The organism is Caulobacter sp. 73W (assembly GCF_041021955.1).
In the GTDB taxonomy this organism is placed as follows: domain Bacteria; phylum Pseudomonadota; class Alphaproteobacteria; order Caulobacterales; family Caulobacteraceae; genus Caulobacter.
This window is the reverse complement of sequence record NZ_CP158375.1, coordinates 2,774,215-2,795,077: the sequence shown is the minus strand read 5'-3', so window position 1 is coordinate 2,795,077 and position 20,863 is coordinate 2,774,215. Positions and strand designations below refer to the sequence as shown.

The window sequence follows — 20,863 nt, the reverse complement described above, 5'->3', positions numbered from 1 at the left end:
CTCCCAGCCCCCCCTCAACCGCCTCCCTCGCCCTTATGGCGAGGGTCCCTGCATCCGCCTTCGCGGCGTCAGGGTGTCTATCGCAGAGGCGGCGGAGGCAGGGACCCCAGGCACAAGGCCTGGGGAAGCGAGCTAGTAGAGGAAAGGCCTAGCCCAGCTTGGCCAGGTCTTCGTCCGAGATGATCTCGTTGGAATAGACCGTCTGGACGTCGTCTTCGGCGTCCAGGGCGTCGAGCAGCTTCATCAGGGTGGCCACGGCGTCGCCGGTGACGTCCACCTCGGTCTGGGGCTTCCAGACGATGGCGGTCGACTTGGGGTCGCCCAGCACCTTGGACATGGCCTCGGCCACGTCGTTCAGGTCCTCGAAGGCGGTCCAGATGGTGTGGCCCGGCGCGTCCTCGTAGATGTCCGGCTTCACCAGGTCGCTTTCCACGTCCTGGGCGCCGGCCTCGATGGCGGCTTCCATGACGGCGTCCTCGGTGCCGGCCTCGGCGGCGTAGGTGATCTTGCCCACGCGGTCCCACATGAAGGCGACCGAGTTCATTTCGCCCAGGGCCCCGCCGTTCTTGGCGAAGGCCGAGCGGATGTTGGCGCCCGCGCGGTTGCGGTTGTCGGTCAGGGCCTCGACGATGATGCCGACGCCGCCGGGGCCGCGGCCCTCGTAGCGGACGTCTTCCATCGCGTCGATTTCGCCGCCGGCGGCCTTCTTGATGGCGCGGTCGATGACGTCTTTCGGCACCGACTCGGCCTTGGCGTTGTTCACCGCCAGGCGAAGGCGCGGGTTCATGGCCGGGTCAGGCAGGCCGCCCTTGGCCGCCACGGTGATTTCCCGCGACAGCTTGGAGAACAGCTTGGAGCGCGCGGCGTCGGCGCGGCCCTTGCGGTGCATGATGTTCTTGAATTTTGAGTGGCCGGCCATGCTCGGGCTCGCTGATCTCGAAAAGTGAAGGTGGGCGCTTCTAGCGCTTTGAATTGCTTCTGTTCAAGGGCGGCAACCGCCGCCGCATGCCCGCGTTTGGCTGACGAAGGAGCCACGCATGACCGAAGTCGAACCCGAGACCCTGCCGAAATCCATCATCGCCTGGCAGCCCAACCATGGCGTCGGCCTGCATCGCGGCGCGGTGACGAACGTCACCAGCGAGACGGCGATCGCCGTCGGCGTCGGCGCGCTCGCCCTGGCGGCGGTGGCTGTCGGCGCGTTCTTCCTGGGCCGCTCGACCGCGGGCAAGTCGTTCGACGACTTTGATCCCCGCGGTCTTGTGAAGCGCTGGATCTAGATTTGTGCGTCCTTCGAGACGCGGCCTGCAGCCGCTCCTAAAGGATGACGAGGTCAATGCGCTCCCCACCATCGTCATGCTGAGGAGCGCGATAGCGCGTCTCGAAGCACGCAAAGCCTAGACCGGCGTGAGCTCCAGCGACGGGATGTGCTGGCGCAGACGGCCGCCCACGCGGATCGGCTCGACCCGCTTGGCCAGGCCCGTGCGGTCGTCCGTCTCGACGAAAACCCCGCAGATCGTGGCCGGGCCGCTGGCCGGCTGATAGCGGCCGCCGCTGATCTTGGTGGTGAACCGGCGAAGGGGCTCGTCCTTCTGGTTGCCGATCACGCTGTCATAGTCGGCGCAGGCCCCGGCGTCGGTCTGATAGGCGGTGCCGCCGGTCAGGATCTGGCAGTCGGCGGTCGGCACGTGGGTGTGGGTGCCCACCACCAGGCTGGCGCGGCCGTCGCAGAAGTGGCCCATGGCCATCTTCTCGGACGTGGCCTCGCAGTGCATGTCGACGATCACCGCATCGGCCACCATGCCGAGCGGCGCCTTGTCCAGCTCGCGATCAGCAGCGGCGAAGGGGTCGTCCATGGCGTCCATGTGGACCCGGCCCAGCAGGTTGACCACGAACACCGTCCGTCCACGCTCGGTCTGGTACAGGTGCGAGCCCCGCCCCGGCGCGTCCGACAGGATCGGATAGTTGGCGGGGCGGATCAGCCGCTCCTCGCGCACGATGTAGGTCAGGGCCTCGCGCTGGTCCCAGCTGTGATTGCCCAGGGTCAGGCAGTCGGCGCCCGCCTCGAACAGCTCGCGCGCCGTGTTCTCGGTGATGCCGAAGCCCGCCGCCGCGTTCTCGGCGTTGACGATCACGAATTCCAGGTCGAGCTGGCGGCGAAGATTGGGAAGGTGGTCGGCCAGGCCGTCGCGGCCGGATTTGCCCACGACGTCCCCGAAGAAAGCGAAGCGCATGTCAGGAAGGGTCCTTTCGGACCTCGATATACCCGTTTTCCGTAAGAATGGCGTCCAGATGCATGTCGTGCGGCTCGCAGGGCACGCGGGCCACCTCCTGGCCGGCATAGGCCAGGCCGATCACGAACACCGGCTTGACCGCCCGCGCCGCCTCGATGGTGCGGTCATAGGCCCCCGCCCCCTGGCCCAGGCGCATGCCCCGGCGGTCGAAGGCGACGAGGGGCGCGATGATCAGGTCGGGGTGCAGTTGCGGCGCGCCAGGCGGCGGGCTGGGCACGCCGAAGGCGTCGGGCAGATAGATGTCGCGGCTGTCGGCGGCGCGGAAGATCAGCGGCGCTTCGCGGCTGACGGCCACCGGCAGGGCCACCGCCGCGCCGGTGGCGGCCAGGCGATCCAGCACCGCCGCCGGGACCATCTCCGATCCATGGGCGTGATAGCCGGCCACCACGGCGAAAGCCGGCAGCCGTTCCAGGGACAGGTGCTCGGCCGCGCGCTCGGCCGCGTCCGGCGACCGTTCGGCCAGGGTCTTGCGCAGGGCGCGCATCTCGGCCCGCAGGATCGTCTTGGCGGAGGACAGGGTGGCGTGGACCATCCTGCTATAATGCAGGGAAACGGGTGGCGGCGCCGCGAGAACCGTGAAGGACGTGTTCAATCCCCTCGGACCTGGAATACCAGGTGGGCGCCATATACCCGCAGCCACGGCCACGGACAGGGACAGCTCCCTTCGAGATGATTAAGGTCTCTGGGATGTGAAGCCTTCGACGAGGGCCGCAGCAGACCCGCCGTTGACTAATCTAGTCAGTCTGGTCGCCGTTCGCCAGCTTCTCGATGCGTTTCGCCGCCGCTTCCAGCGCCTGGACGGCCTTGGCCTCGGCGCCGGACTGGCCGTTCTGCAGGCGCATCTGGTCGGCCTGCAGGGCGGCGTAGCGCAGTTTCAGGTCGGCCAGCTCGTCGGCCAGCAGCAGGGCGCCCATCAGGAACAGGCGCGTCTCGCCCAGTTGCCCCATGTCCTGGGACACATGGCGGACTTGGCGGTCGAAGGCCTTGGCCAGCTCGCGCAGGTGGGCTTCCTGCCCGTCCTCGCAGCCGACGGTGTAGGGGCGGCCGTTGATGTCGATGGTCAGCTGGGCCACGGGCTATTCCTTCGCGCCGTCGCTGTCGCCAAGGGCGGCGCGGATTTCGGTGATGGCGCGGCCCAGGGCGGCGGACGCCTGGGCGCCGGCTTCCTCCAGCGCCTTCTCACGGGCGCGGGCGGCGTCGAGCTCGGCGGCCAGCTTGTCACGGTCCTGGGCGAACAGGTCGTCGCCGTTCGCGGCCGGGCGGGCGGCGAACTTCTGCTCCAGCAGGGCGACGGCGCGTTCCAGCCGCTTGGCCGCCAGATCGAGGGCGCTGGTCTCGCCGTTCATCGGGGGAGTTCCGCTCATGGGCTCCAAACATATAGATCGCGACGCTTATCGCCAGTCACACAAGCCCCTCGCAAGCGATCTTGGCGCCTTTGAGACTTGCGGTGCGGGACTTCTGACCGAGCTCCCCCAATCCGCTCATCCTGGCGAAGGCCGGCATCCAGGTGAAACCCTGCTGAGGCTCTGGATGAATCTGGACCCCGGCCTTCGCCGGGGTGAACGGAGTTTGGAGCATTCGCGGGGGAGGAGAAATCGGATCTCGTCACAAACACTCATGTCTTGTGAAGGTAGCCTGGGGTTGACTTCCCTGCCCCCGCCTTCAAAACGCGTCGCAAAATCAAGAACGCCGCTCGTCCTTGAGCGTGCGAATTCGTAGGAGAGCACCACTATGGCTATTCGCGTCGCCATCAACGGGTTCGGCCGCATCGGCCGCCTGGTTCTGCGTTCCATCGCCGAGCACGCGCGCCGCGATATCGAGGTCGTCGCGATCAACGACCTGGGCCCGGTGGAGACCAACGCCCACCTGCTGCGCTACGACAGCGTCCACGGCCGCTTCCCCGGCACGGTCACGTCCGGCGAGGACTGGATCGACGTGGGCATGGGCAAGATCAAGGTCACGGCCATCCGCGACCCGAAGGACCTGCCGCACAAGGAACTGAACGTCGACATCGCGTTCGAGTGCACCGGCATCTTCACGTCCAAGGACAAGGCCGCCGCCCACCTGGCCGCCGGCGCCAAGCGCGTCCTGGTCTCGGCTCCGGCCGACGGCGCCGACAAGACCATCGTCTTCAAGGTCAACCATGAGACCCTGACGGCCGACGACATCGTCGTGTCCAACGGCAGCTGCACCACCAACGCCCTGGCCCCGGTGGCCAAGGTCCTGCACGACCTGTTCGGCATCGAGCGTGGCTACATGACCACGATCCACGCCTACACCGGCGACCAGCCGACCCTCGACACCATGCACAAGGACCTCTACCGCGCCCGCGCGGCCGGCCTGAGCATGATCCCGACCTCGACCGGCGCCGCTAAGGCCCTGGGCCTGGTCCTGCCGGAACTGAAGGGCAAGCTGGACGGCTCGTCGATCCGCGTCCCGACCCCGAACGTCTCCGTCGTCGACCTGAAGGTCGTGGCCGGCCGTGAAGTGACCGTGGAAGAGATCAACGCCGCCCTGCAGGCCGCCGCCGACGGCCCGATGAACGGCGTCCTGGCGACCACCACCGACCCGCTGGTCTCGTCGGACCTGAACCACATCGCCGCCAGCTCGACCGCCGCCCTGCCGCAGACCCAGGTCATCGACGGCAAGCTGGCCCGCGTGCTGAGCTGGTACGACAACGAATGGGGCTTCGCCACGCGCATGAGCGACACCGCGCTCGTGATGGCCAAGTTCCTCTAAGCCGACCCGCCTTTCAGACACCCCGGCCCTCGCGCCGGGGTGTTTTGCTTTCCGCGTATATTCAGCCGCTCTCCCCGGCGAAGGCCGGGGTCCAGGTGAAGCCCTGCTGACGCTCTGGATGAATCTGGATCCCGGCCTTCGCCGGGATGAGCGGACAAGGGTAGAATTCCTCATCCGTCTCGCTTCGCGAGCCACCTTCTTCCACGAGGGGAGAAGGGACAATAAGGACGCTCCGCAATGACCTTCCGCCCGCTCGCCGACGCCGACCTTGAAGGCAAGACCGCTCTCGTTCGCGTGGACTTCAACGTCCCGATGGAGGAGGGCAAGGTCACCGACGACACCCGCCTGCGCGCCGCCCTGCCGACCATCCACGCGCTTAGCCTGCGCGGGGCCAAGGTGGTGCTGCTAGCCCACTTCGACCGGCCCAAGGGCAAGCGCGTGCCCGAGATGAGCCTGAAGCCGGTGGTCGGTCCGCTGTCGGCCCTGCTGGAGCAGCCGGTGGCCTTCGCCGACGACTGCATCGGCGACGAGGCCAAGGCGGTGATCGACGGGCTGGAGGCGGGCGGCGTCGCCCTGCTGGAGAACGTCCGCTACCATGCCGGCGAAGAGAAGAACGACCCGGCCTTCGCCGAGGCCCTGGCCGCCCTGGGCGACCTTTACGTCAACGACGCCTTCTCGGCGGCGCACCGCGCTCACGCCTCGACCGAGGGCTTGGCCCGCAACCTGCCGGCCTATCCGGGCCTGGCCATGCAGCGTGAGCTGGAGGCGCTGGACGCCGCCCTGGGCAAGCCGCGGAAGCCGGTGATCGGCATCGTCGGCGGCTCCAAGGTGTCGACCAAGCTGGACCTGCTCAACAACCTGGTGGCCAAGCTGGACAAGCTGTCCATCGGCGGCGGCATGGCCAACACCTTCCTCCATGCTCAAGGTCACGAGATCGGCGCATCCCTGTGCGAGAAGGACCTGGCGGACACCGCGCGCGAGATCATGGCCAAGGCGAAGGCCAGCGGCTGCGAACTGCTGCTGCCGGTGGACGTGGTGGTCGCCCAAGACCTGAAGCCGGGAACGAAGGGCGAGGTTCGCGCGCTGAACGAAGTTCAGGGGGACGACAAGATTTTCGACGCCGGCCCCAAGACCACGGAAATCCTGCTGGCCGCCATGGACGGATCCAAGACGCTCATCTGGAATGGCCCGCTTGGCGTATTTGAAGTCCCGCCCTTCGACGAAGCGACTGTAAAAGCGGCGAAACATGCCGGAGAACTCGCCAAAGCGGGGAAGATCGTGGCGGTGGCCGGCGGTGGTGATACGGTGGCGGCATTGAACCACGCGGGAGTCGCGGCGGATCTGACCTTCGTGTCGACCGCCGGCGGCGCGTTCCTGGAGTGGATGGAAGGCAAGACCCTGCCGGGGGTCGCGGCTCTCGAAGTCGGCTAAGCCGGTAACAAGACGACCAAAAAACACAAAAAACGACACACGCAGACGGAGATACAACGGTGGCGAGGATCACCCTCAGACAGCTGCTCGACCATGCAGCCGAGGACAACTACGGCCTGCCGGCCTTCAACATCAACAACATGGAGCAGGGCCTGGCGATCATGGAGGCGGCTGACGCCGTCGACGCGCCGGTCATCATCCAGGCCAGCCGCGGTGCGCGGAACTACGCCAACGACATCATCCTGACCCGCCTGATCGACGGGCTGGTCGAGCTGTACCCGCATATCCCGGTGTGCATGCACCAGGACCACGGCAACGGCCCGGCGACCTGCGCCACGGCGATCCAGTACGGCTTCACCTCGGTGATGATGGACGGCTCGCTGATGGAAGACGCCAAGACCCCGGCGTCCTACGAGTACAACGTCGAGGTCACCCGCCGGGTGGTCGAGATGGCGCACGCCTGCGGCGTCTCGGTCGAGGGCGAGCTGGGCGTGCTGGGCTCGCTGGAGACCGGCATGGGCGAGGCCGAGGACGGCCACGGCTTCGAAGGCAAGCTGTCGCATGACGAGTTGCTGACCGATCCGGACCAGGCCGTGGACTTCGTGCAGAAGACCGGCGTCGACGCCCTGGCCATCGCCATGGGCACCAGCCACGGGGCCTACAAGTTCACGCGCAAGCCGGACGGCGACGTCCTGGCCATGAACGTGATCGAGGAGATCCACCGCCGCCTGCCCAACACCCACCTGGTGATGCACGGCTCGTCGTCGGTGCCGCAGGACCTTCAGGACATCATCAACCAGTACGGCGGCGAGATGCCCCAGACCTGGGGCGTGCCCGTCGAAGAGATCCAGCGCGGCATCAAGCACGGCGTGCGCAAGGTCAATGTCGACACCGACAACCGCATGGCCATCACCGGCGCTATCCGCAAGCTGCTGATCGAGAAGCCGCAAGAGTTCGACCCGCGCGCCTATCTGAAGCCGGCCAAGGAAGCCATGCGCAAGGTCTGCCAGCAGCGCTACGAGGAGTTCGGGGCCGCCGGCCACGCTTCGCGCATCCGCGCCGTGTCGACCGCCAATATGGCCAAGCGCTACCTGACGGGTGAACTGAACCCGAAGATCGGCGCGCCCAAGGCGGCCAACGCCGCGGCCTGATCCAGGCTGGCCCGGGCTCCGCTCAGCGGGGTCCGGGCCGTCCGGCCACCCACTTCAGCACCCCGCGGCCGGCCGCCGCGCTCAGAGCGCCGCTCAGGACCGTGCCCGGGGTGCGCCAGGTCGCCACGAAGGTGGCCGCGCCCTTCGCAAGACAGCCCAAAGACCGTCGCCCCACGGCGCCGCTGCCCACGCCCGCGGCCAGCCCCTCCAGGCCGCCGCGTCGGCGCGAAGGCGCGCATGGCCTGCAGCATGACGCTCAGGACCGGAATGCTGAGCATGACGATGGCGCTCAGGCGGGAGCTGAACAAGTGGCCGCGGATCATGGGGGCGTTGTGGCTGCTTTCGGTCGAGACTAGCTCCAGCCCGGCCGCCGCGAAGGGCAGGACCAGGGCGGCCGCCGCCCAAGAACACCTGCGACTTGCCGCTATCGCGCCGGCACGACTGCCGTTCCTGCGGGTGCGCCTGCATCCGCCGGTGCGCTGGGCGGAATCCTGGGACCGCCCAGCCTGTGGCTGGCCAGCCGCGCCGAGGAGACGCGGCTGGAGATCGCCGATGCGGCCCGGGCCCTGCAGTTCACCCGCCCGTCGGCGGGGATCGAGACGCGGGATGATCGCGCCGGCCGGAGCGGCTTTCCTGACGGCCTGCGCCGTCGGAAAGGTGCTGCGCCGGGCGATGGCCGACACCCTGGCCGCCCATCCGAAGGGGGACGCCTCGCGGATCTTCGCCGGCCCGCACCGAGGCCTCAGTCCTCGGTGTGCGCACCGCGCATTTCATGAACGAAGAAGGCGCCGATCACCACCGTCGCGGCGGCCACCACCACCGGGTACCAGAGGCCGAAATAGATGTTGCCCGTGGCCGCGGACATGGCGAAGGCCGTGGTCGGCAGGAAGCCCCCGAACCAACCGTTGCCCAGGTGATAGGGCAGCGACATGGAGGTGTAGCGGATGCGGGCGGGGAACATCTCGACCAGGGCCGCGGCGATCGGGCCGTAGACCATGGTCACCAGCAGGACGAGGACGAACAGCACCCCGACCACCAGCGGCTTATTGACCTTGGCCGGGTCGGCCTTGGCCGGATAGCCGGCGGTCTGCAGCTCGGCGTTCAGGGCCTTGCGCCAGGCGGTCTGCTTGGCGGTGAAATCGGCTGTGCTCATCCCCTCGCCCCGGAAGGATGGGACGCTGACGCCGCCCACCTCGATGCTGGCGATTTCGCCCTTGGGCGCGGTGCGGTTCTCGTAGGAGACGCCGGCCGAGGCCAGGGCCGACTTGGCCACGTCGCAACTGGTGGTGAAGGCCGTCTTGCCCACTGGGTCGAACTGGAAGGCGCACTCGGACGGGTCGGCGATGACCACCACCGGCGCCCGCTGGCTGGCGGCGGCCAGTTCAGGGTTGGCGGCGGCGGTCAGGGTCTTGAATAGCGGGAAGTACAGCACCGCCGCCAGCAGGCAGCCGGTCAGGATCACCGGCTTGCGGCCGATCTTGTCCGACAGCCAGCCGAAGACGATGAAGAACGGCGTGCCCAGGATCAGGGCCACCGCCACCAGAGTGTTGGTCAGGGCGCCGTCGACCTTGAGCACCTTCTCCAGGAAGAACAGGGCGTAGAACTGGCCCGTGTACCAGACCACCGCCTGGCCGGCGGTGAGACCCAGAAGGGCGAAGATCACCAGCTTCAGGTTCGGCCACTTGCCGAAGGCCTCAGCCAATGGCTGCTTGGCGGTCTTTCCCTCGTCGACCATCTTCTGGAAGATCGGGCTCTCGTTCAGCTGCAGGCGGATCCACAGGGACACGCCCAGCAGCAGGACCGAGATCAGGAACGGTGCGCGCCAGCCCCATTCGGCGAAGGCGGCCTCACCGGTCTGGCCGCGCACCAGCAGGATCACCGCCAGACTGAGGAACAGGCCAAGGGTCGCCGTGGTCTGGATGAAGCTCGTGTAGAGGCCGCGCCGTCCGGGGGGCGCGTGTTCGGCCACGTAGGTCGCCGCGCCGCCATACTCCCCGCCCAGGGCCAGGCCTTGCAGCAGGCGCATCAGCACCAGCAGGATCGGGGCGGCGACGCCGATGGCGTCATAGCTGGGCAGCAGGCCGACCGCGAAGGTCGAGCCGCCCATCAGCATCATGGTCACCAGGAAGGTGTTCTTGCGGCCCCACAGGTCGCCCAGGCGACCGAAGACCAGCGCGCCGAGCGGGCGCACCGCGAAGCCGGCGGCGAAGGCCAACAGGGCGAAGATGTAGCCGGTCGTCTCGTTGACGCCCGAAAAGAAGTGCCTGGTGATGAAAGTCGCCAGCGAGCCGTACAGATAGAAATCGTACCACTCGAAGACCGTGCCAGCCGAAGCGGCCCCGATCACCAGCCCATGCTTGCGCCCTTGCGCCATATGCGTTCCCCCAGCCTGTCCTCGGCTTTGACGCTATGGTTGAGGCAGTCCGAGGCCGGGCACAAGGGCCGGATGCGCGTCAGTGAACCGTGGGCGTCTCGGACTGTTCGCGGGAGCGGCGGATGTCGCCGGCCATGGCGCTGGTGAAGCTCATCAGGCCCGCATAGGGGGCCACCATGCCGGCGGCCTTGGTGTCGATGCGCTTGGCGGTTTCGGAATAGGCGGCGGTGATCCCCGCGGTGGCGAGCGTGCCGACAAGTTGGGCCGAGCGGCGCTTGGGCGCGATCCAGACCAGGGCCGCGTTGACCCCCTGCATCACGCCCCACAGGGCCAGCGCCCGGGTGCGGCGCGGGCTGGCCGGGGCGTTCCAGATCCGCAAGGCCGACAGGCTGGACAGCGAGAACAGGGCCGGCAGGAGCAAGGACAAAGTTCTGCTTGGACGGCTTCACCGTGGCGCCGTCCGCCGCGACGGCCTCTTCGACCACGGCGGGAGGCGGCGCGCGTTTGATGGCCAGCAGCGCCGTGCCGCCGGCGACGGCGGCGCAGACGGCGACGCCAAGAGCCACGTGCCCGAGGCCGCGCCCGTGGCTGTTCAGCTGATCCTCGATCTTGTCCTGGGCCGTGTCGACCAGTCCCATGGCGTCCTCCCTGCTAAGCAAGGAAAACAGGCGGAACCTAGAGCGGTTCCGCAGGACGATCCCCTCTCCCCCCTGTGGGGAGAGGGCGAGGGTGAGGGGCCTTCGGCGTTTCCGCTTCAACCGTGTGGCAGGTTGAGGCCCAGGAGCCCCCTCCCCAACCCTCTCCCCCGCAAGTGGGGGCGAGGGGATTCCTAGCCGTCCGCGTGGCCTTCGCCGACCAGTTCGCCGAGCGCGCTCTGCAGGTAGTTCTGCTCGCCCAAGGCCTTCACCAGGCCAAGCTGGGTCTCCAGGAAGTCAATGTGGTTCTCGGTGTCTTCCAGGATCTTCAGCAGCAGGTCGCGGCTGACATAGTCCTTGGCCGCTTCGCAGGCTGCGATGCCGGGGACCAGGGTGGCGTGGCCGACCTGCTCGACCGCCAGGTCGGCGGCCATGCATTCAGGCACCGTCTCGCCGATCTTCAGCTTGTGCAGGTCCTGCAGGTTGGGCAGGCCGTCCAGGAACAGGATGCGCTTGATGAGCATGTCGGCATGCTTCATCTCGCCGATGCTCTCGTCGTAGGTGATCTTGCCCAGACGCGCAAAGCCCCAATGCTGGTAGACGCGAGCATGCAGGAAGTACTGGTTCACCGCCGTCAGCTCGTTCGTGAGAACGGCGTTGAGCAGGTTGATGATGGTCTTGTCGCCCTGCATTGGTCTCTCCTGATCGCGGGTTCGGGCGGAACCTGATTGATCAGGATCAGAGCTTCAACTGCTTTGTGTGCAAGTGTTTCGCAGGCGCACGCTTTTCTTCGCGAGCGCTTCGCAGTTGCTGAAAACCCGCTCTATTCGGCCGCGAAACGCAGGGCCTGGCGGGATTCTTCGATCATCTGGCGCATCTCGCAGACACACTTGGCGCACTGGGCCTGGCACTGGTGCGCGCGGAAGATTTCAGCCGGACGGGACGCGCCGGCGTCGATCGCCGCGCGGACCTGACGTTCACGGATGCCGTTGCAGTTGCAGACGTACAAAGGACGCGAGACCCAACCAAGTGATTATCATTCGCATCTAATATCGGTCGGACTGACTCTGCAAGTCATTTGCACCTGCGCCCGCTCGTCGCAGGTCGTCGTCAGCGCCGAAATGGGCTACGGAGCGGCCATGACCGCCGAATGCCGCCTCTATCTCATCACCCCGCCCGTCATCGACGACCTGGCCGCCTTCGGCCGGCTGCTGGCCGAGGCGCTGGACGCCGGCGACGTGGCCGCCCTGCAGATTCGCCTGAAGGATGCGCCCGACACGGTGATCGAGGCGGCGGTCCACGCCCTGTCCCCCATCGCCCAGGCGCGCGGCGTGGCGGTGATCCTCAATGACCGCCCGGACCTGGCCGCCCGCCTCGGTTGCGACGGCGTGCATGTGGGCCAGGACGATGCCAGCTGCGCCGAGGCCCGCCGACTGATGGGCGCCAAGGCCATGGTCGGCGTCACCTGCCACGACAGCCGCCACCTGGCTATGGAGGCCGCCGAGGCCGGCGCCGACTATGTGGCGTTCGGCGCCTTCTTCCCCACCGAGACCAAGGACGCCTCGACCCGCGCCGCGCTGGACATCCTGACCATCTGGCAAGAGACGATGGAGATCCCCTGCGTCGCCATCGGCGGGATCACGGCGGACAACGCCGCCGATCTGGCCGCCGCCGGCGCGGACTTTCTGGCGGTGAGCGCCGGGGTCTGGAGGCACGCCTACGGTCCGGCCGCCGGGGTGAAGGCCCTGAACGCCGCCATCGCCGAAGGCCTGGCGCGGCGCTGAGCCGCCTTCACGGTCAAGCCTTCAGACACAATTCAGACACATTTATTGCGCGGTTCCACGACCGGGCGTAGCGTCCTCCCATAACAACAAGACTTGGGAGGGAGCGGTCCATGAGACGGCTCGTAGTGTGTCTAGTTGGCTTGGCGCTCAGCGCGCCGTTTGCGTCCGGGGCCACGGCCGAGAACTGGCAGCCCGTCCCCGGCGATCCCACGTTCCGGTACGACGCCGACTTCATGAAGCTGGACGAGCAGAGCGGCATGGTGGTGCTGCGCTATGCGTCGGGCGGCAAGGCCGCGCCCTATGCGACCTGGGCGGCGTCCAAGTCGCCGATCATGATGTTCGCCATCGATTGCGCGGCGGACGCGGTGATCGACCTGGGCCTCGACTACAAGGGCGACGGCAAGCTGCCCAAGAACTGGCGCGCGGGCCAGAAGGACACCGGCATCTCCGCCATGGTCGGCCCGGCCGGCAAGATGGCCTGCGAGAAGAAAGACACCCTGCCGAAGGCCGCGCAGTAGGGCCTGTTTCTCCTCCCCTGTAGCGAAGCGTACAGGGGAGGTGGATCGGCGCGTCAGCGACGAGACGGAGGGCGCGCGGACTGGGCTCCGAGCTTGCGGACGCCCCCTCCACCGCTTCGCAGGGGAGGAGAAAACGGCGCTACCTTGCTTTCAGGAGGCCTCGCCGCTAGAGCCTGTCGCTTCTCGGGCGGGACGCCCGAACGCGAACAACAGGCTCGCTTCTTGAGGTTAGAGGGTGACAGCCGCCGAAACCGGCTTCCACTTTCGACTGCCACCCTCTAGTTTCCGCGGCCAAATTTCCCGGACTCCGAACACATGAAAATCAACGGCAACACCATCAAACCCGGCATGGTGATCCAGCACGAAGGCGGCCTGTGGGCTTGCGTCAAGGCTTCCCACGTGAAGCCGGGCAAGGGCGGCGCCTTCGCCCAGGTCGAGCTGAAGAACCTGATCGACGGCCGCAAGCTGAACGAGCGCTTCCGTTCGGAAGACAAGGTCGAGCGCGTCACCCTGGAACAGAAGGATCACACCTTCCTGTACCGCGAAGGCGAGATGCTGGTGTTCATGGACGGCCAGTCCTACGAGCAGATCACCCTGCATGAGGATTTCGTCGGCGAAGACCGCGTGCCGTGGCTGCAGGACGGCATGACCGTCGTGGTCGAGTTCCACGAAGAGCGCGCCATCGGCATCGAGTTGCCGGAACACGTCGTCGTCACCATCGTCGAGGCGGAAGCCACGGTGAAGGGCCAGACCGCTTCGTCGTCCTACAAGCCGGCCAAGGCTGACAACGGCGTGCGCGTCATGATCCCGCCGTACATGGAAGCCGGCGAGCGCGTGATCGTCTCCACCGAGACGGGCGAGTACGTCCGCCGCGCGGACTAATCGGCGTGGCTACACCTTCCGCCGTCGTCTCCGTCATGATCGACGCGGCCCGCAAGGCCGCGCGAGGCCTCTCGCGCGATTTCGGCGAGCTGGGCGAACTGCAGGTCTCGCGCAAGGGCACGGCCGACTTCGTGTCGGCCGCCGACCTGAAGGCCGAGCAGGTGATCTTCGAAGCCCTGACCAAGGCGCGCCCCGGCTACACCTTCATCGGTGAAGAGCGCGGCGTGATCGAGGGCACCGACAAGACCCACACCTGGATCGTCGACCCCCTGGACGGCACCACCAACTTCCTGCACGCCATCCCGCACTTCGCGGTGAACATCGCGCTGGAGCGCGAGGGCGAGGTCGTGGCCGGCGTCACCTACAACCCGATCAGCAACGACCTGTTCTGGGCTGAGAAGGGCAAGGGCGCGTACCTGGGCATGGAGAAGCGCCTGCGCGTCGCCGCCCGCCGCACCCTCGAAGACTCGCTCCTGGCCACCGGCATCCCGTTCGCGGGCAAGACGGGCCACGCCACGTTCCTGAAGGAGCTGCACCAGATGACCCAACGGGTCGCCGGCGTGCGCCGCTTCGGTTCGGCGGCCCTGGACCTGGCCTGGGTCGCGGCCGGCCGTTACGACGGCTACTGGGAGCGCAACCTGAATAGCTGGGACGTCGCGGCCGGGATCCTCATGGTCCGTGAAGCCGGCGGCAAGGTCACCGACCTGTCCGGCGAGGAAACCAACGTGACCGGCGGCGCCTCGATCCTGGCGTCCAACCTCGACCTGCACCCGCTGGTGCTGGAGAAGCTGCAAGCCGCCTAAGCTTGCTGTTCAGCTGTCATGATCGCCGGCTAAGCTGGCGGTCATGACGCTGACACGCCGCGCGCTCGCCGCCTCCGCCCTCGCCCTGCCCTTCATCGCGCAGGGGGCGAAGGCCGCTCCAAAAAAACCCATCGTCATCGCCCATCGCGGCGCCAGCGGCGAGCGGCCGGAACACACCGAGCTCGCCTATCGCCTGGCGGTGGATCAGGGCGCTGACTTCATCGAGCCGGATCTGGTGGTCAGCAAGGACGGCCATCTGGTCGTCCGCCATGAGAACGAGATCGGCGGCACCACCGACGTGGCCGCCCGCCCGGAATTCGCCACCCGCAAGGCGACCAAGCTGATCGACGGCGAGACCCTGACCGGCTGGTTCGCCGAGGACTTCACCCTGGCGGAGCTGAAGAGCCTGCGCGCCCGCGAGCGGCTGCCGCAGCTGCGCCCGGCCAGCGCCAAGTTCGACGGCCAGGCCCAGATCATGACCTTCCAAGAAGTGGTCGCCCTGGCCCGCGCCGAGAGCCAGCGGGTCGGCCGCGTCATCGGGGTCTATCCCGAAATGAAGCACCCGACGTTCCTGGCCTCCATCGGCCTGCCGATCGAGGACCGCATGGCCGCCGCCCTGCGCGAGACGGGGCTGGACAGCCCGGACGCGCCGGTCTTCGTCCAATGCTTCGAGGTGGCGCCCCTGAAGACCATCCGCCGGCGCACCAGCGCTCGGTTGGTGCAGCTGGTCTCGTCCGAGGGCGGCCCGGCCGACGCGCCGTCCACGACCTACGCCCAGATGCTGACGCCGGAGGGCCTGAAGGCCATCGCCAGCTACGCCAGCGGTCTGGGTCCGGAAAGGACCCTGGTCGTGCCGCAGGACGAAGAGACCCTGCTGCCGGCCACGAGCCTGGTGAAGGGCGCCCACGCGGCCGGCCTGGTGGTCCATCCCTGGACCGTGCGGGCCGAGAACTACTTCCTGCCCAAGTCCCTGAAGAAGGGCATGGCCATCCGCCCCGACTATCGGCGCCTGAAGGGCGACGTGATCCCGGTGCTGAAGGCCCTGTACGCCGCCGGTGTCGACGGGGTGTTCAGCGACTTCCCCGGCCTGGCGGTTCAGGCGCGGGGTTAAATGCTTTGCGTCCTTCGAGACGGCCTTCGGCCTCCTCAGGATGACGTATTCAGGAGCAACCCGGCTTCGTCATGTTGAGGAGCGCGCAGCGCGTCTCGAAGCACGCTGTACTTAGGCCGCCTCGCCGCCGAACTGCAGCTTGGCGAGGTGGGCGTAAAGGCCGCCTCGGGCCGACAGCTCGGCATGGGTGCCCTGCTCGACCACGCGGCCTTCGTCCATGACCACGATGCGGTCGGCCGCCAGGACGGTGGCCAGGCGGTGGGCGATGACCAGGGTGGTGCGGTCCTTCATGGCCGCGGTCAGGGCGTGCTGCACCAGGCGCTCGTTCTCGGCGTCAAGGGCGCTGGTGGCCTCGTCCAGCAGCAGGATCGGGGCCTGACGCACCAGGGCGCGGGCGATGGCCAGGCGCTGGCGCTGACCGCCCGACAGGGTCTTGGCGCGCTCGCCCACGGGGCTGTTGAAGCCTTCGGGCAGGTTGGCGATGAAACCGGCGGCCTGCGCCGCCTCGGCGGCCGTGGTCCCGTCGGCGATGGTCGCGCCTTCGCGGCCGAACAGGATGTTGTCCATGGCCGAGCCGGAGAACAGCGGGCTTTCCTGGGACACCAGGGCCATGCGGGCCCGGACCTCGGCGGGGTCGGCGTCGCGCAGCTCGACCCCGTCCAGGTGGATGGCGCCGGCCTGCGGGTCGTAGAAGCGCAGCAGCAGGCGCAGGACCGTGCTCTTGCCCGCGCCCGAGGGGCCGACCAGGGCCACGGTCTCGCCCGGCTTCACCGCCAGGTCGAAGCCGTTGAGGGCAGGCAAGTCCGGGCGGCCGGGATAGGCGAAGGTGACGCCCTCGAAGGTGATCTCGCCCCGCGCCGGCCTGGGCATGGGGGTGGGCCGTTCGGGCGCGGCCACGTTCGGCTTTGCGGCCAGCAGCTCGCCGATCCGCTCCATGGCGCCGGAAGCCTTCTGAACCTCGCCCCAGACCTCGCCGATGGCGCCGACGGAGCCGGCGGCCATGACCGACAGGAAGGCGAACTGCATCAGCGCGCCCCAGGTCATCTCGCCGCGCAGGCCGGCGTTCACGCCCAGCCAGAAGACGACCACGATGCCGCCGAACACCAGGCCGATGACCATGGCGGTCATGGTGGCCCGTGCGGTCATGCGGGTCAGGGACATGCGGAAGGTGTCCTCCACCGCCTGGCCGAAGCGCGCGGCGGCGCTTCTTTCGCGACCGAACGCCTGGACCGTCTCAAGCGCGTCCAGGGTCTCGCCGGCATAGCCGACGGCCGAGGCGAAGCGGTCCTGGGTCGAGGTGGTCAGCTTGCGCACCCGGCGGCCGAACAGGAACAGCGGCGCCAGGACGAAGGGGAACAGCAGCAGCACCAGGCCCGTCAGGCGCGGGCTGACGACCATCAGCATGGCCAGTGCCCCGATCAGCATCAGGGTGTTGCGCAGGGCCACCGACACCGAGGTGGTGATCATGTTCTCGACGATCTGGATGTCGGTCGTCACCCGCGACAGCACCTCGCCCGTGCGGGTCTTGAGGAAGAAGCCCGGGTCGAGGGTCAGGATGTGGGAGTAGAGGGTCGAGCGCAGGTCGGCGATGATCCGCTCGCCCGTCTTGGTGACGAAGAAGAATCGCAAGGCCGTGGCCGCCGCCAGAATCAGGGCGTTGGCCCCGATCAGGGCGAACCACGGATTGATGCTGGCCGCCGTCGGCTGGCCGTTGGTCAGGTGCTCGACCAGCAGGCGCAGCGTGACCGACAGGCCAAGGGTCGCCGCCGTGGAGCACAGCAGGAAGATCAGGGCCAGGCCGGCGTCGGCCTTGTGGGCGGCCAGGAACGGCAGCAGACGGCCCAGGGCGCGGACATTGCGGCTCTTGGCGCGACGCGCCGCGGCGGCCTGCAGATTCTGGGCGACCTCGGCCCCGGCGCCGGGTCGAGCCCCCGCATCCGTGTCCGTTCCGTTCGCCTCACTCATGACCAACCTCTTGCCAATACGCCGGGCCTTCTGTATAGCCGCGCGTCTTCGCGGTCAGCCTCTCGGGGCCGACACGACACAAATTTTCACGCCGCTTAGTCGGTTGGATCGCCCGATGAAACAAGACACGCACCCCGACTATCACTTCATCAACGTCGTCATGACGGATGGCACGACCTACCAGACCCGTTCGACCTACGGGAAAGAGGGCGCCACCCTGAACCTCGACATCGACCCGAAGACCCATCCGGCATGGACCGGCGGCAACGCCCACCTGCTGGACCGCGGCGGCCGCGTTTCGCGCTTCAACGCGAAGTTCGCCGGCTTCACGACCAAGAAATAAATCCGGTAAGGGCGGAAACGCCCTGGGGCTGGAAAGCCGGCGCGCTGGGAAAGCGCGCCGGCTTTTTCGTGTTTGGGGTTCAGCCAAACCCGCTCATCCCCGCGAAGGCGGGGATCCATACGGTGCTTGCCGTGTCTGAAAGTCAGCTTGGGTCCCCGCCTTCGCGGGGATGAGCGGATGAACTCAGGACGCCTTGCCGAACACGTCCTGCAGGCGGGTGAACTGGGACAGGACCGGGTTCGGGGCCTCGACGGCGGTTTCGCCGTCCACGTACATGCGCTGGTCCAGATGGCGGACGCGCTCGTAAAGGCGCTCGGAGCGGCCGACGAGTTCGAGCAGGCTGGAGGGCAGGCCTTCGTGGGCCTCCGCCTCGGCGGTAGGGGCCGCGGCTTCTTCACCCACACGATAACGGGACTCGCAGGCGGCGGACGGCTCCATGTCGCCCTCGCGCACCGCGCGCTGCACCAGCAGCCACGAGGCCACCTGCATCAGGCGGGTGGTCAGGCGCATGCTCTCGGCCGCGTAGGCCAGGGCGGCGTTGCGCGACAGCAGGCGGGAGTCCTGGCGGCCGACGCCGTCCAGATAGGCGGCGCAGACCTCGACCAGCTCCATGCCTTCCTCGAAGGTCTTGTCGAACAGTTCGGAGCGGGCGAAATCCTCGATCACGCCAGCCCGCCAGACCGTCGACGCCGCCATGGGCACGTCACTCATTGGAATCATCGCCTTCAACCGGGTCGCGGCACACTAATGGCCGCATCGGCCCCCTGGGTGCAACGCCCGTGCCAGAACTATCCAGAGGTTCAATCGTCGCGGAAGCCGCCGAACAGGGCGTCGGCGGCGGCGCGGCCGGCCTGTTTCTTTTCGAGATGCAGCCGCGTTCGCGCGATTTCCGTCTCCAGCGTGGCGATGCGGTCCTGCAGTTCGGTGACGCCCTGCAGCTCGAGATCCTCTCTGAGAAGCTCGTTCAGGGCGTCTCCGCGTCCGCGACGGGGTTCGACCGGTTCGTCCATGGCTCGCCTCCGCTTGTGGGGGCGTCATCAGAGCCCTAGCTAGGGTCGAACGCAAGCTTTGGAGGGCGCCGTGAACAACGAGACCATGACCGCGATCGCGGTGGAGAACGGTTCCGGCCCCGCCGAGGCGCTGAAGCCGGTCACCGTGGCCCGCCCTGTTCCCAAAGCGGGAGAGATCCTGATCCGGGTCGCCGCCGCCGGGGTGAACCGTCCCGATCTGCTACAGCGGCTGGGCGCCTATCCGCCGCCGCCGGGCGCGCCGGACACCCTGGGCCTGGAGGTCGCCGGCGAGGTGGTGGTCGGGGCCGGGCGCTGGAGCGCCGGCGACAAGGTTTGCGCCCTGCTGGGCGGGGGCGGCTACGCCGAATACGCCGTGGTCGACGCCCGCCATGCCCTGCCGATCCCCAAGGGGCTCAGCCTGACCGAGGCGGCGGCCCTGCCGGAGACGGTGTTCACGGTCTTCGCCAATGTGTTTGAGCATGGGGCGCTGAAGGAAGGCGAGACCCTGCTGGTGCATGGCGCCACCTCGGGCATCGGCACCACGGCGATCCAGATGGCCAAGGCGGCGGGAGCCAAGGTGATCGCCACCGCGCGCGGGGCGGACAAGGCGGCCCAGGCCAAGACCCTGGGCGCGGACATCGCGGTTGACGCCTCCAAGGAAGACTTCGCGGAGGCCGCCAAGGCGGCCGGCGGGGTCGACGTGGTGCTGGACATGGTCGGCGCCAGCTACTTCGACCAGAACCTGGACGCCCTGAAGACCGGCGGGCGGATCGTCTATATCGCCAGCCTCGGCGGGGGGACGCTGAACGTCCCGGTCTTCGGGCTGATGCGCAAGCGCGCGGTGCTGACCGGCTCCACCCTTCGCCCCCGCGACGCCGACGAGAAGGCGCGACTGACGGCGGAGGTGGAGCGCCGGGTCTGGCCGTGGGTGGAGGCGGGCGCGCTGAAGCCGCTGATCGACGCGACCTTCCCCCTGGGCGAGGCCGACAAGGCTCACGCGCATCTGGAGGGGGGGAGCCATGTGGGGAAGATCGTGCTGACGACCTAAACCCGCCGCCACGCGTTCAGCCCGCATGACCGACCTTCGCATCGGCTGTTCCGGCTGGACCTATGACGACTGGAAGGGGCCGTTCTATCCGGACGACCTGCGGCTGAAGGACCGGCTGGCCTTCTACGCCACGCAGTTCGACGCCTGCGAGATCAACGGCAGCTTCTATCGCCTGCCGACCGAGAAGGCCGTGAAGGCCTGGGCGGAGGGCGCGCCGGACGGCTTCTGCTTCGCCTGGAAGGTCTCGCGCTACATCAGCCACAACAAGAAGCTGAAGGAGTGCGAGGATTCGGTGAAGCTGGTGTTCGGGGTGATGAGCAACCTTGGCGACCGGCAGGGTCCGGCCCTGGTGCAGCTGCCGCCGATGCTGAAGCGGGACGATGAGCGGCTGAAGCGGTTCCTGGGCTGGCTGCCGAAGACCCCGCGCGTCACGGTCGAGTTTCGGCATCCGACCTGGTACGAGCCGGCGGTGCTGAAGATCCTGGAGGATCATGGCGCCGCCTTCTGCATCAGCGACCACCATGACGCCCCATCGCCCTGGGAGGCGACCTCCGACCTGGTCTATGTGCGGATGCATGGGCCGGGCGGCCATTATCATGGTCGTTATCCCCGGGCGGAGCTGGAGACGCTGGCCGAACGGGTCAGGGGATGGCGGCGCGGCAGGCGCGACGTGCATGTGTACTTCGACAACGACCAGAAGAGCGCCGCGCCCCAGGACGCCAAGGTGTTGAAAAAGCTGACCGAGCCTGCCTGAACCCTTTGCTTCGTCACTGAAGCT

At 67.9% G+C, this 20,863-nt stretch carries 25 protein-coding genes and 1 pseudogene; 12 read left to right on the top strand and 14 right to left on the bottom strand.

Translation table 11 applies throughout. From position 1 onward, the window contains the following. Window positions 1–148 precede the first annotated feature (148 nt). Complete coding sequence (locus tag ABOZ73_RS13165) at window positions 149–919, bottom strand: YebC/PmpR family DNA-binding transcriptional regulator (protein WP_369058585.1); 771 nt, start codon at window positions 917–919, stop codon at window positions 149–151. 118 nt (window positions 920–1,037) lie between these two features. On the opposite strand from ABOZ73_RS13165, the gene ABOZ73_RS13160 reads away from it, so the two are divergent. Beyond that, window positions 1,038–1,277 (top strand): hypothetical protein, encoded by a 240-nt coding sequence (locus tag ABOZ73_RS13160; protein WP_369058584.1) that lies wholly within the window; start codon window positions 1,038–1,040, stop codon window positions 1,275–1,277. Between the two features lie 117 nt (window positions 1,278–1,394). Here the strand turns inward: ABOZ73_RS13160 and ABOZ73_RS13155 are convergent, their stop codons facing one another. The 4 genes from ABOZ73_RS13155 to ABOZ73_RS13140 form a co-directional block, all read right to left on the bottom strand. After that, window positions 1,395–2,231 carry a YmdB family metallophosphoesterase gene (locus ABOZ73_RS13155; RefSeq protein ID WP_369058583.1) on the bottom strand — a complete coding sequence of 279 codons (837 nt, stop codon included), beginning with the start codon at window positions 2,229–2,231 and terminating at the stop codon, window positions 1,395–1,397. A 1-nt stretch (window position 2,232) separates the two neighbouring features. Then, entirely contained in the window at window positions 2,233–2,823 is a 591-nt protein-coding gene (locus ABOZ73_RS13150; protein WP_369058582.1) for a 5-formyltetrahydrofolate cyclo-ligase, read from the bottom strand. Between the two features lie 202 nt (window positions 2,824–3,025). Further along, complete coding sequence (locus ABOZ73_RS13145; protein WP_369058581.1) at window positions 3,026–3,364, bottom strand: cell division protein ZapA; 339 nt, start codon at window positions 3,362–3,364, stop codon at window positions 3,026–3,028. Window positions 3,365–3,367: 3 nt separating this feature from the next. Beyond that, window positions 3,368–3,655, bottom strand: a complete 288-nt coding sequence (locus tag ABOZ73_RS13140; RefSeq protein ID WP_369058580.1) for a DUF4164 family protein — start codon at window positions 3,653–3,655, stop codon at window positions 3,368–3,370. Window positions 3,656–4,022: 367 nt separating this feature from the next. On the opposite strand from ABOZ73_RS13140, the gene gap reads away from it, so the two are divergent. From gap to fba, 3 genes are all read left to right on the top strand, one after another. Then, window positions 4,023–5,030, top strand: coding sequence for a type I glyceraldehyde-3-phosphate dehydrogenase (gene gap / locus ABOZ73_RS13135; RefSeq protein ID WP_369058579.1), 1,008 nt, complete (start codon window positions 4,023–4,025; stop codon window positions 5,028–5,030). Between the two features lie 237 nt (window positions 5,031–5,267). Continuing rightward, the gene (pgk, locus tag ABOZ73_RS13130) at window positions 5,268–6,461 is read left to right on the top strand and encodes a phosphoglycerate kinase (protein WP_369058578.1); all 1,194 of its coding nucleotides are present in this window, start codon (window positions 5,268–5,270) and stop codon (window positions 6,459–6,461) included. A gap of 59 nt (window positions 6,462–6,520) precedes the next feature. Continuing rightward, window positions 6,521–7,612 (top strand): class II fructose-bisphosphate aldolase, encoded by a 1,092-nt coding sequence (gene fba / locus ABOZ73_RS13125; RefSeq protein WP_369058577.1) that lies wholly within the window; start codon window positions 6,521–6,523, stop codon window positions 7,610–7,612. Window positions 7,613–7,634: 22 nt separating this feature from the next. Here fba and ABOZ73_RS13120 read toward each other — a convergent pair whose 3' ends face one another. The 6 genes and pseudogenes from ABOZ73_RS13120 to ABOZ73_RS13095 form a co-directional block, all read right to left on the bottom strand. Then, entirely contained in the window at window positions 7,635–7,772 is a 138-nt protein-coding gene (locus ABOZ73_RS13120) for a hypothetical protein (RefSeq protein ID WP_369062602.1), read from the bottom strand. Window positions 7,773–7,863: 91 nt separating this feature from the next. Continuing rightward, window positions 7,864–8,295 (bottom strand): annotated as a pseudogene (locus ABOZ73_RS13115) (hypothetical protein); the annotation flags it as partial. Window positions 8,296–8,354: 59 nt separating this feature from the next. Next, entirely contained in the window at window positions 8,355–9,986 is a 1,632-nt protein-coding gene (locus ABOZ73_RS13110) for an MFS transporter (RefSeq protein WP_369058576.1), read from the bottom strand. A gap of 79 nt (window positions 9,987–10,065) precedes the next feature. Further along, window positions 10,066–10,413 (bottom strand): tryptophan-rich sensory protein, encoded by a 348-nt coding sequence (locus ABOZ73_RS13105; RefSeq protein WP_369058575.1) that lies wholly within the window; start codon window positions 10,411–10,413, stop codon window positions 10,066–10,068. A gap of 402 nt (window positions 10,414–10,815) precedes the next feature. Continuing rightward, complete coding sequence (gene bfr, locus ABOZ73_RS13100; protein ID WP_369058574.1) at window positions 10,816–11,313, bottom strand: bacterioferritin; 498 nt, start codon at window positions 11,311–11,313, stop codon at window positions 10,816–10,818. Window positions 11,314–11,444: 131 nt separating this feature from the next. Continuing rightward, window positions 11,445–11,630, bottom strand: a complete 186-nt coding sequence (locus tag ABOZ73_RS13095; RefSeq protein WP_277785275.1) for a bacterioferritin-associated ferredoxin — start codon at window positions 11,628–11,630, stop codon at window positions 11,445–11,447. 130 nt (window positions 11,631–11,760) lie between these two features. Between ABOZ73_RS13095 and thiE the strand changes: the two genes are divergently transcribed. From thiE to ABOZ73_RS13070, 5 genes are all read left to right on the top strand, one after another. After that, window positions 11,761–12,405 (top strand): thiamine phosphate synthase, encoded by a 645-nt coding sequence (gene thiE, locus ABOZ73_RS13090; RefSeq protein ID WP_369058573.1) that lies wholly within the window; start codon window positions 11,761–11,763, stop codon window positions 12,403–12,405. A gap of 110 nt (window positions 12,406–12,515) precedes the next feature. After that, window positions 12,516–12,923 carry a hypothetical protein gene (locus ABOZ73_RS13085; RefSeq protein WP_369058572.1) on the top strand — a complete coding sequence of 136 codons (408 nt, stop codon included), beginning with the start codon at window positions 12,516–12,518 and terminating at the stop codon, window positions 12,921–12,923. Between the two features lie 315 nt (window positions 12,924–13,238). After that, window positions 13,239–13,805, top strand: a complete 567-nt coding sequence (efp, locus tag ABOZ73_RS13080) for an elongation factor P (RefSeq protein WP_369058571.1) — start codon at window positions 13,239–13,241, stop codon at window positions 13,803–13,805. Between the two features lie 5 nt (window positions 13,806–13,810). Further along, window positions 13,811–14,608, top strand: a complete 798-nt coding sequence (locus tag ABOZ73_RS13075; RefSeq protein WP_369058570.1) for an inositol monophosphatase family protein — start codon at window positions 13,811–13,813, stop codon at window positions 14,606–14,608. 43 nt (window positions 14,609–14,651) lie between these two features. Further along, a complete protein-coding gene (locus tag ABOZ73_RS13070) occupies window positions 14,652–15,719 on the top strand; it encodes a glycerophosphodiester phosphodiesterase (RefSeq protein ID WP_369058569.1) in 1,068 nt (355 codons plus the stop codon). Window positions 15,720–15,830: 111 nt separating this feature from the next. On the opposite strand, the gene ABOZ73_RS13065 is transcribed toward ABOZ73_RS13070, so the two are convergent. Then, window positions 15,831–17,684 (bottom strand): ABC transporter transmembrane domain-containing protein, encoded by a 1,854-nt coding sequence (locus tag ABOZ73_RS13065; protein WP_369058568.1) that lies wholly within the window; start codon window positions 17,682–17,684, stop codon window positions 15,831–15,833. 115 nt (window positions 17,685–17,799) lie between these two features. On the opposite strand from ABOZ73_RS13065, the gene rpmE reads away from it, so the two are divergent. Continuing rightward, window positions 17,800–18,027, top strand: coding sequence for a 50S ribosomal protein L31 (rpmE, locus tag ABOZ73_RS13060; protein WP_369058567.1), 228 nt, complete (start codon window positions 17,800–17,802; stop codon window positions 18,025–18,027). A 183-nt stretch (window positions 18,028–18,210) separates the two neighbouring features. Here rpmE and ABOZ73_RS13055 read toward each other — a convergent pair whose 3' ends face one another. After that, window positions 18,211–18,738, bottom strand: coding sequence for a DUF1465 family protein (locus tag ABOZ73_RS13055; protein ID WP_369058566.1), 528 nt, complete (start codon window positions 18,736–18,738; stop codon window positions 18,211–18,213). A gap of 89 nt (window positions 18,739–18,827) precedes the next feature. Then, window positions 18,828–19,037, bottom strand: a complete 210-nt coding sequence (locus ABOZ73_RS13050; RefSeq protein WP_369058565.1) for a DUF1192 domain-containing protein — start codon at window positions 19,035–19,037, stop codon at window positions 18,828–18,830. 85 nt (window positions 19,038–19,122) lie between these two features. Between ABOZ73_RS13050 and ABOZ73_RS13045 the strand changes: the two genes are divergently transcribed. Together ABOZ73_RS13045 and ABOZ73_RS13040 are read left to right on the top strand one after the other, a co-directional pair. Next, entirely contained in the window at window positions 19,123–20,085 is a 963-nt protein-coding gene (locus ABOZ73_RS13045) for an NAD(P)H-quinone oxidoreductase (protein WP_369062544.1), read from the top strand. A gap of 25 nt (window positions 20,086–20,110) precedes the next feature. Beyond that, window positions 20,111–20,839: a DUF72 domain-containing protein gene (locus tag ABOZ73_RS13040; RefSeq protein WP_369058564.1), complete on the top strand. Its 729-nt coding sequence runs from the start codon at window positions 20,111–20,113 to the stop codon at window positions 20,837–20,839. Window positions 20,840–20,863 lie beyond the last annotated feature (24 nt).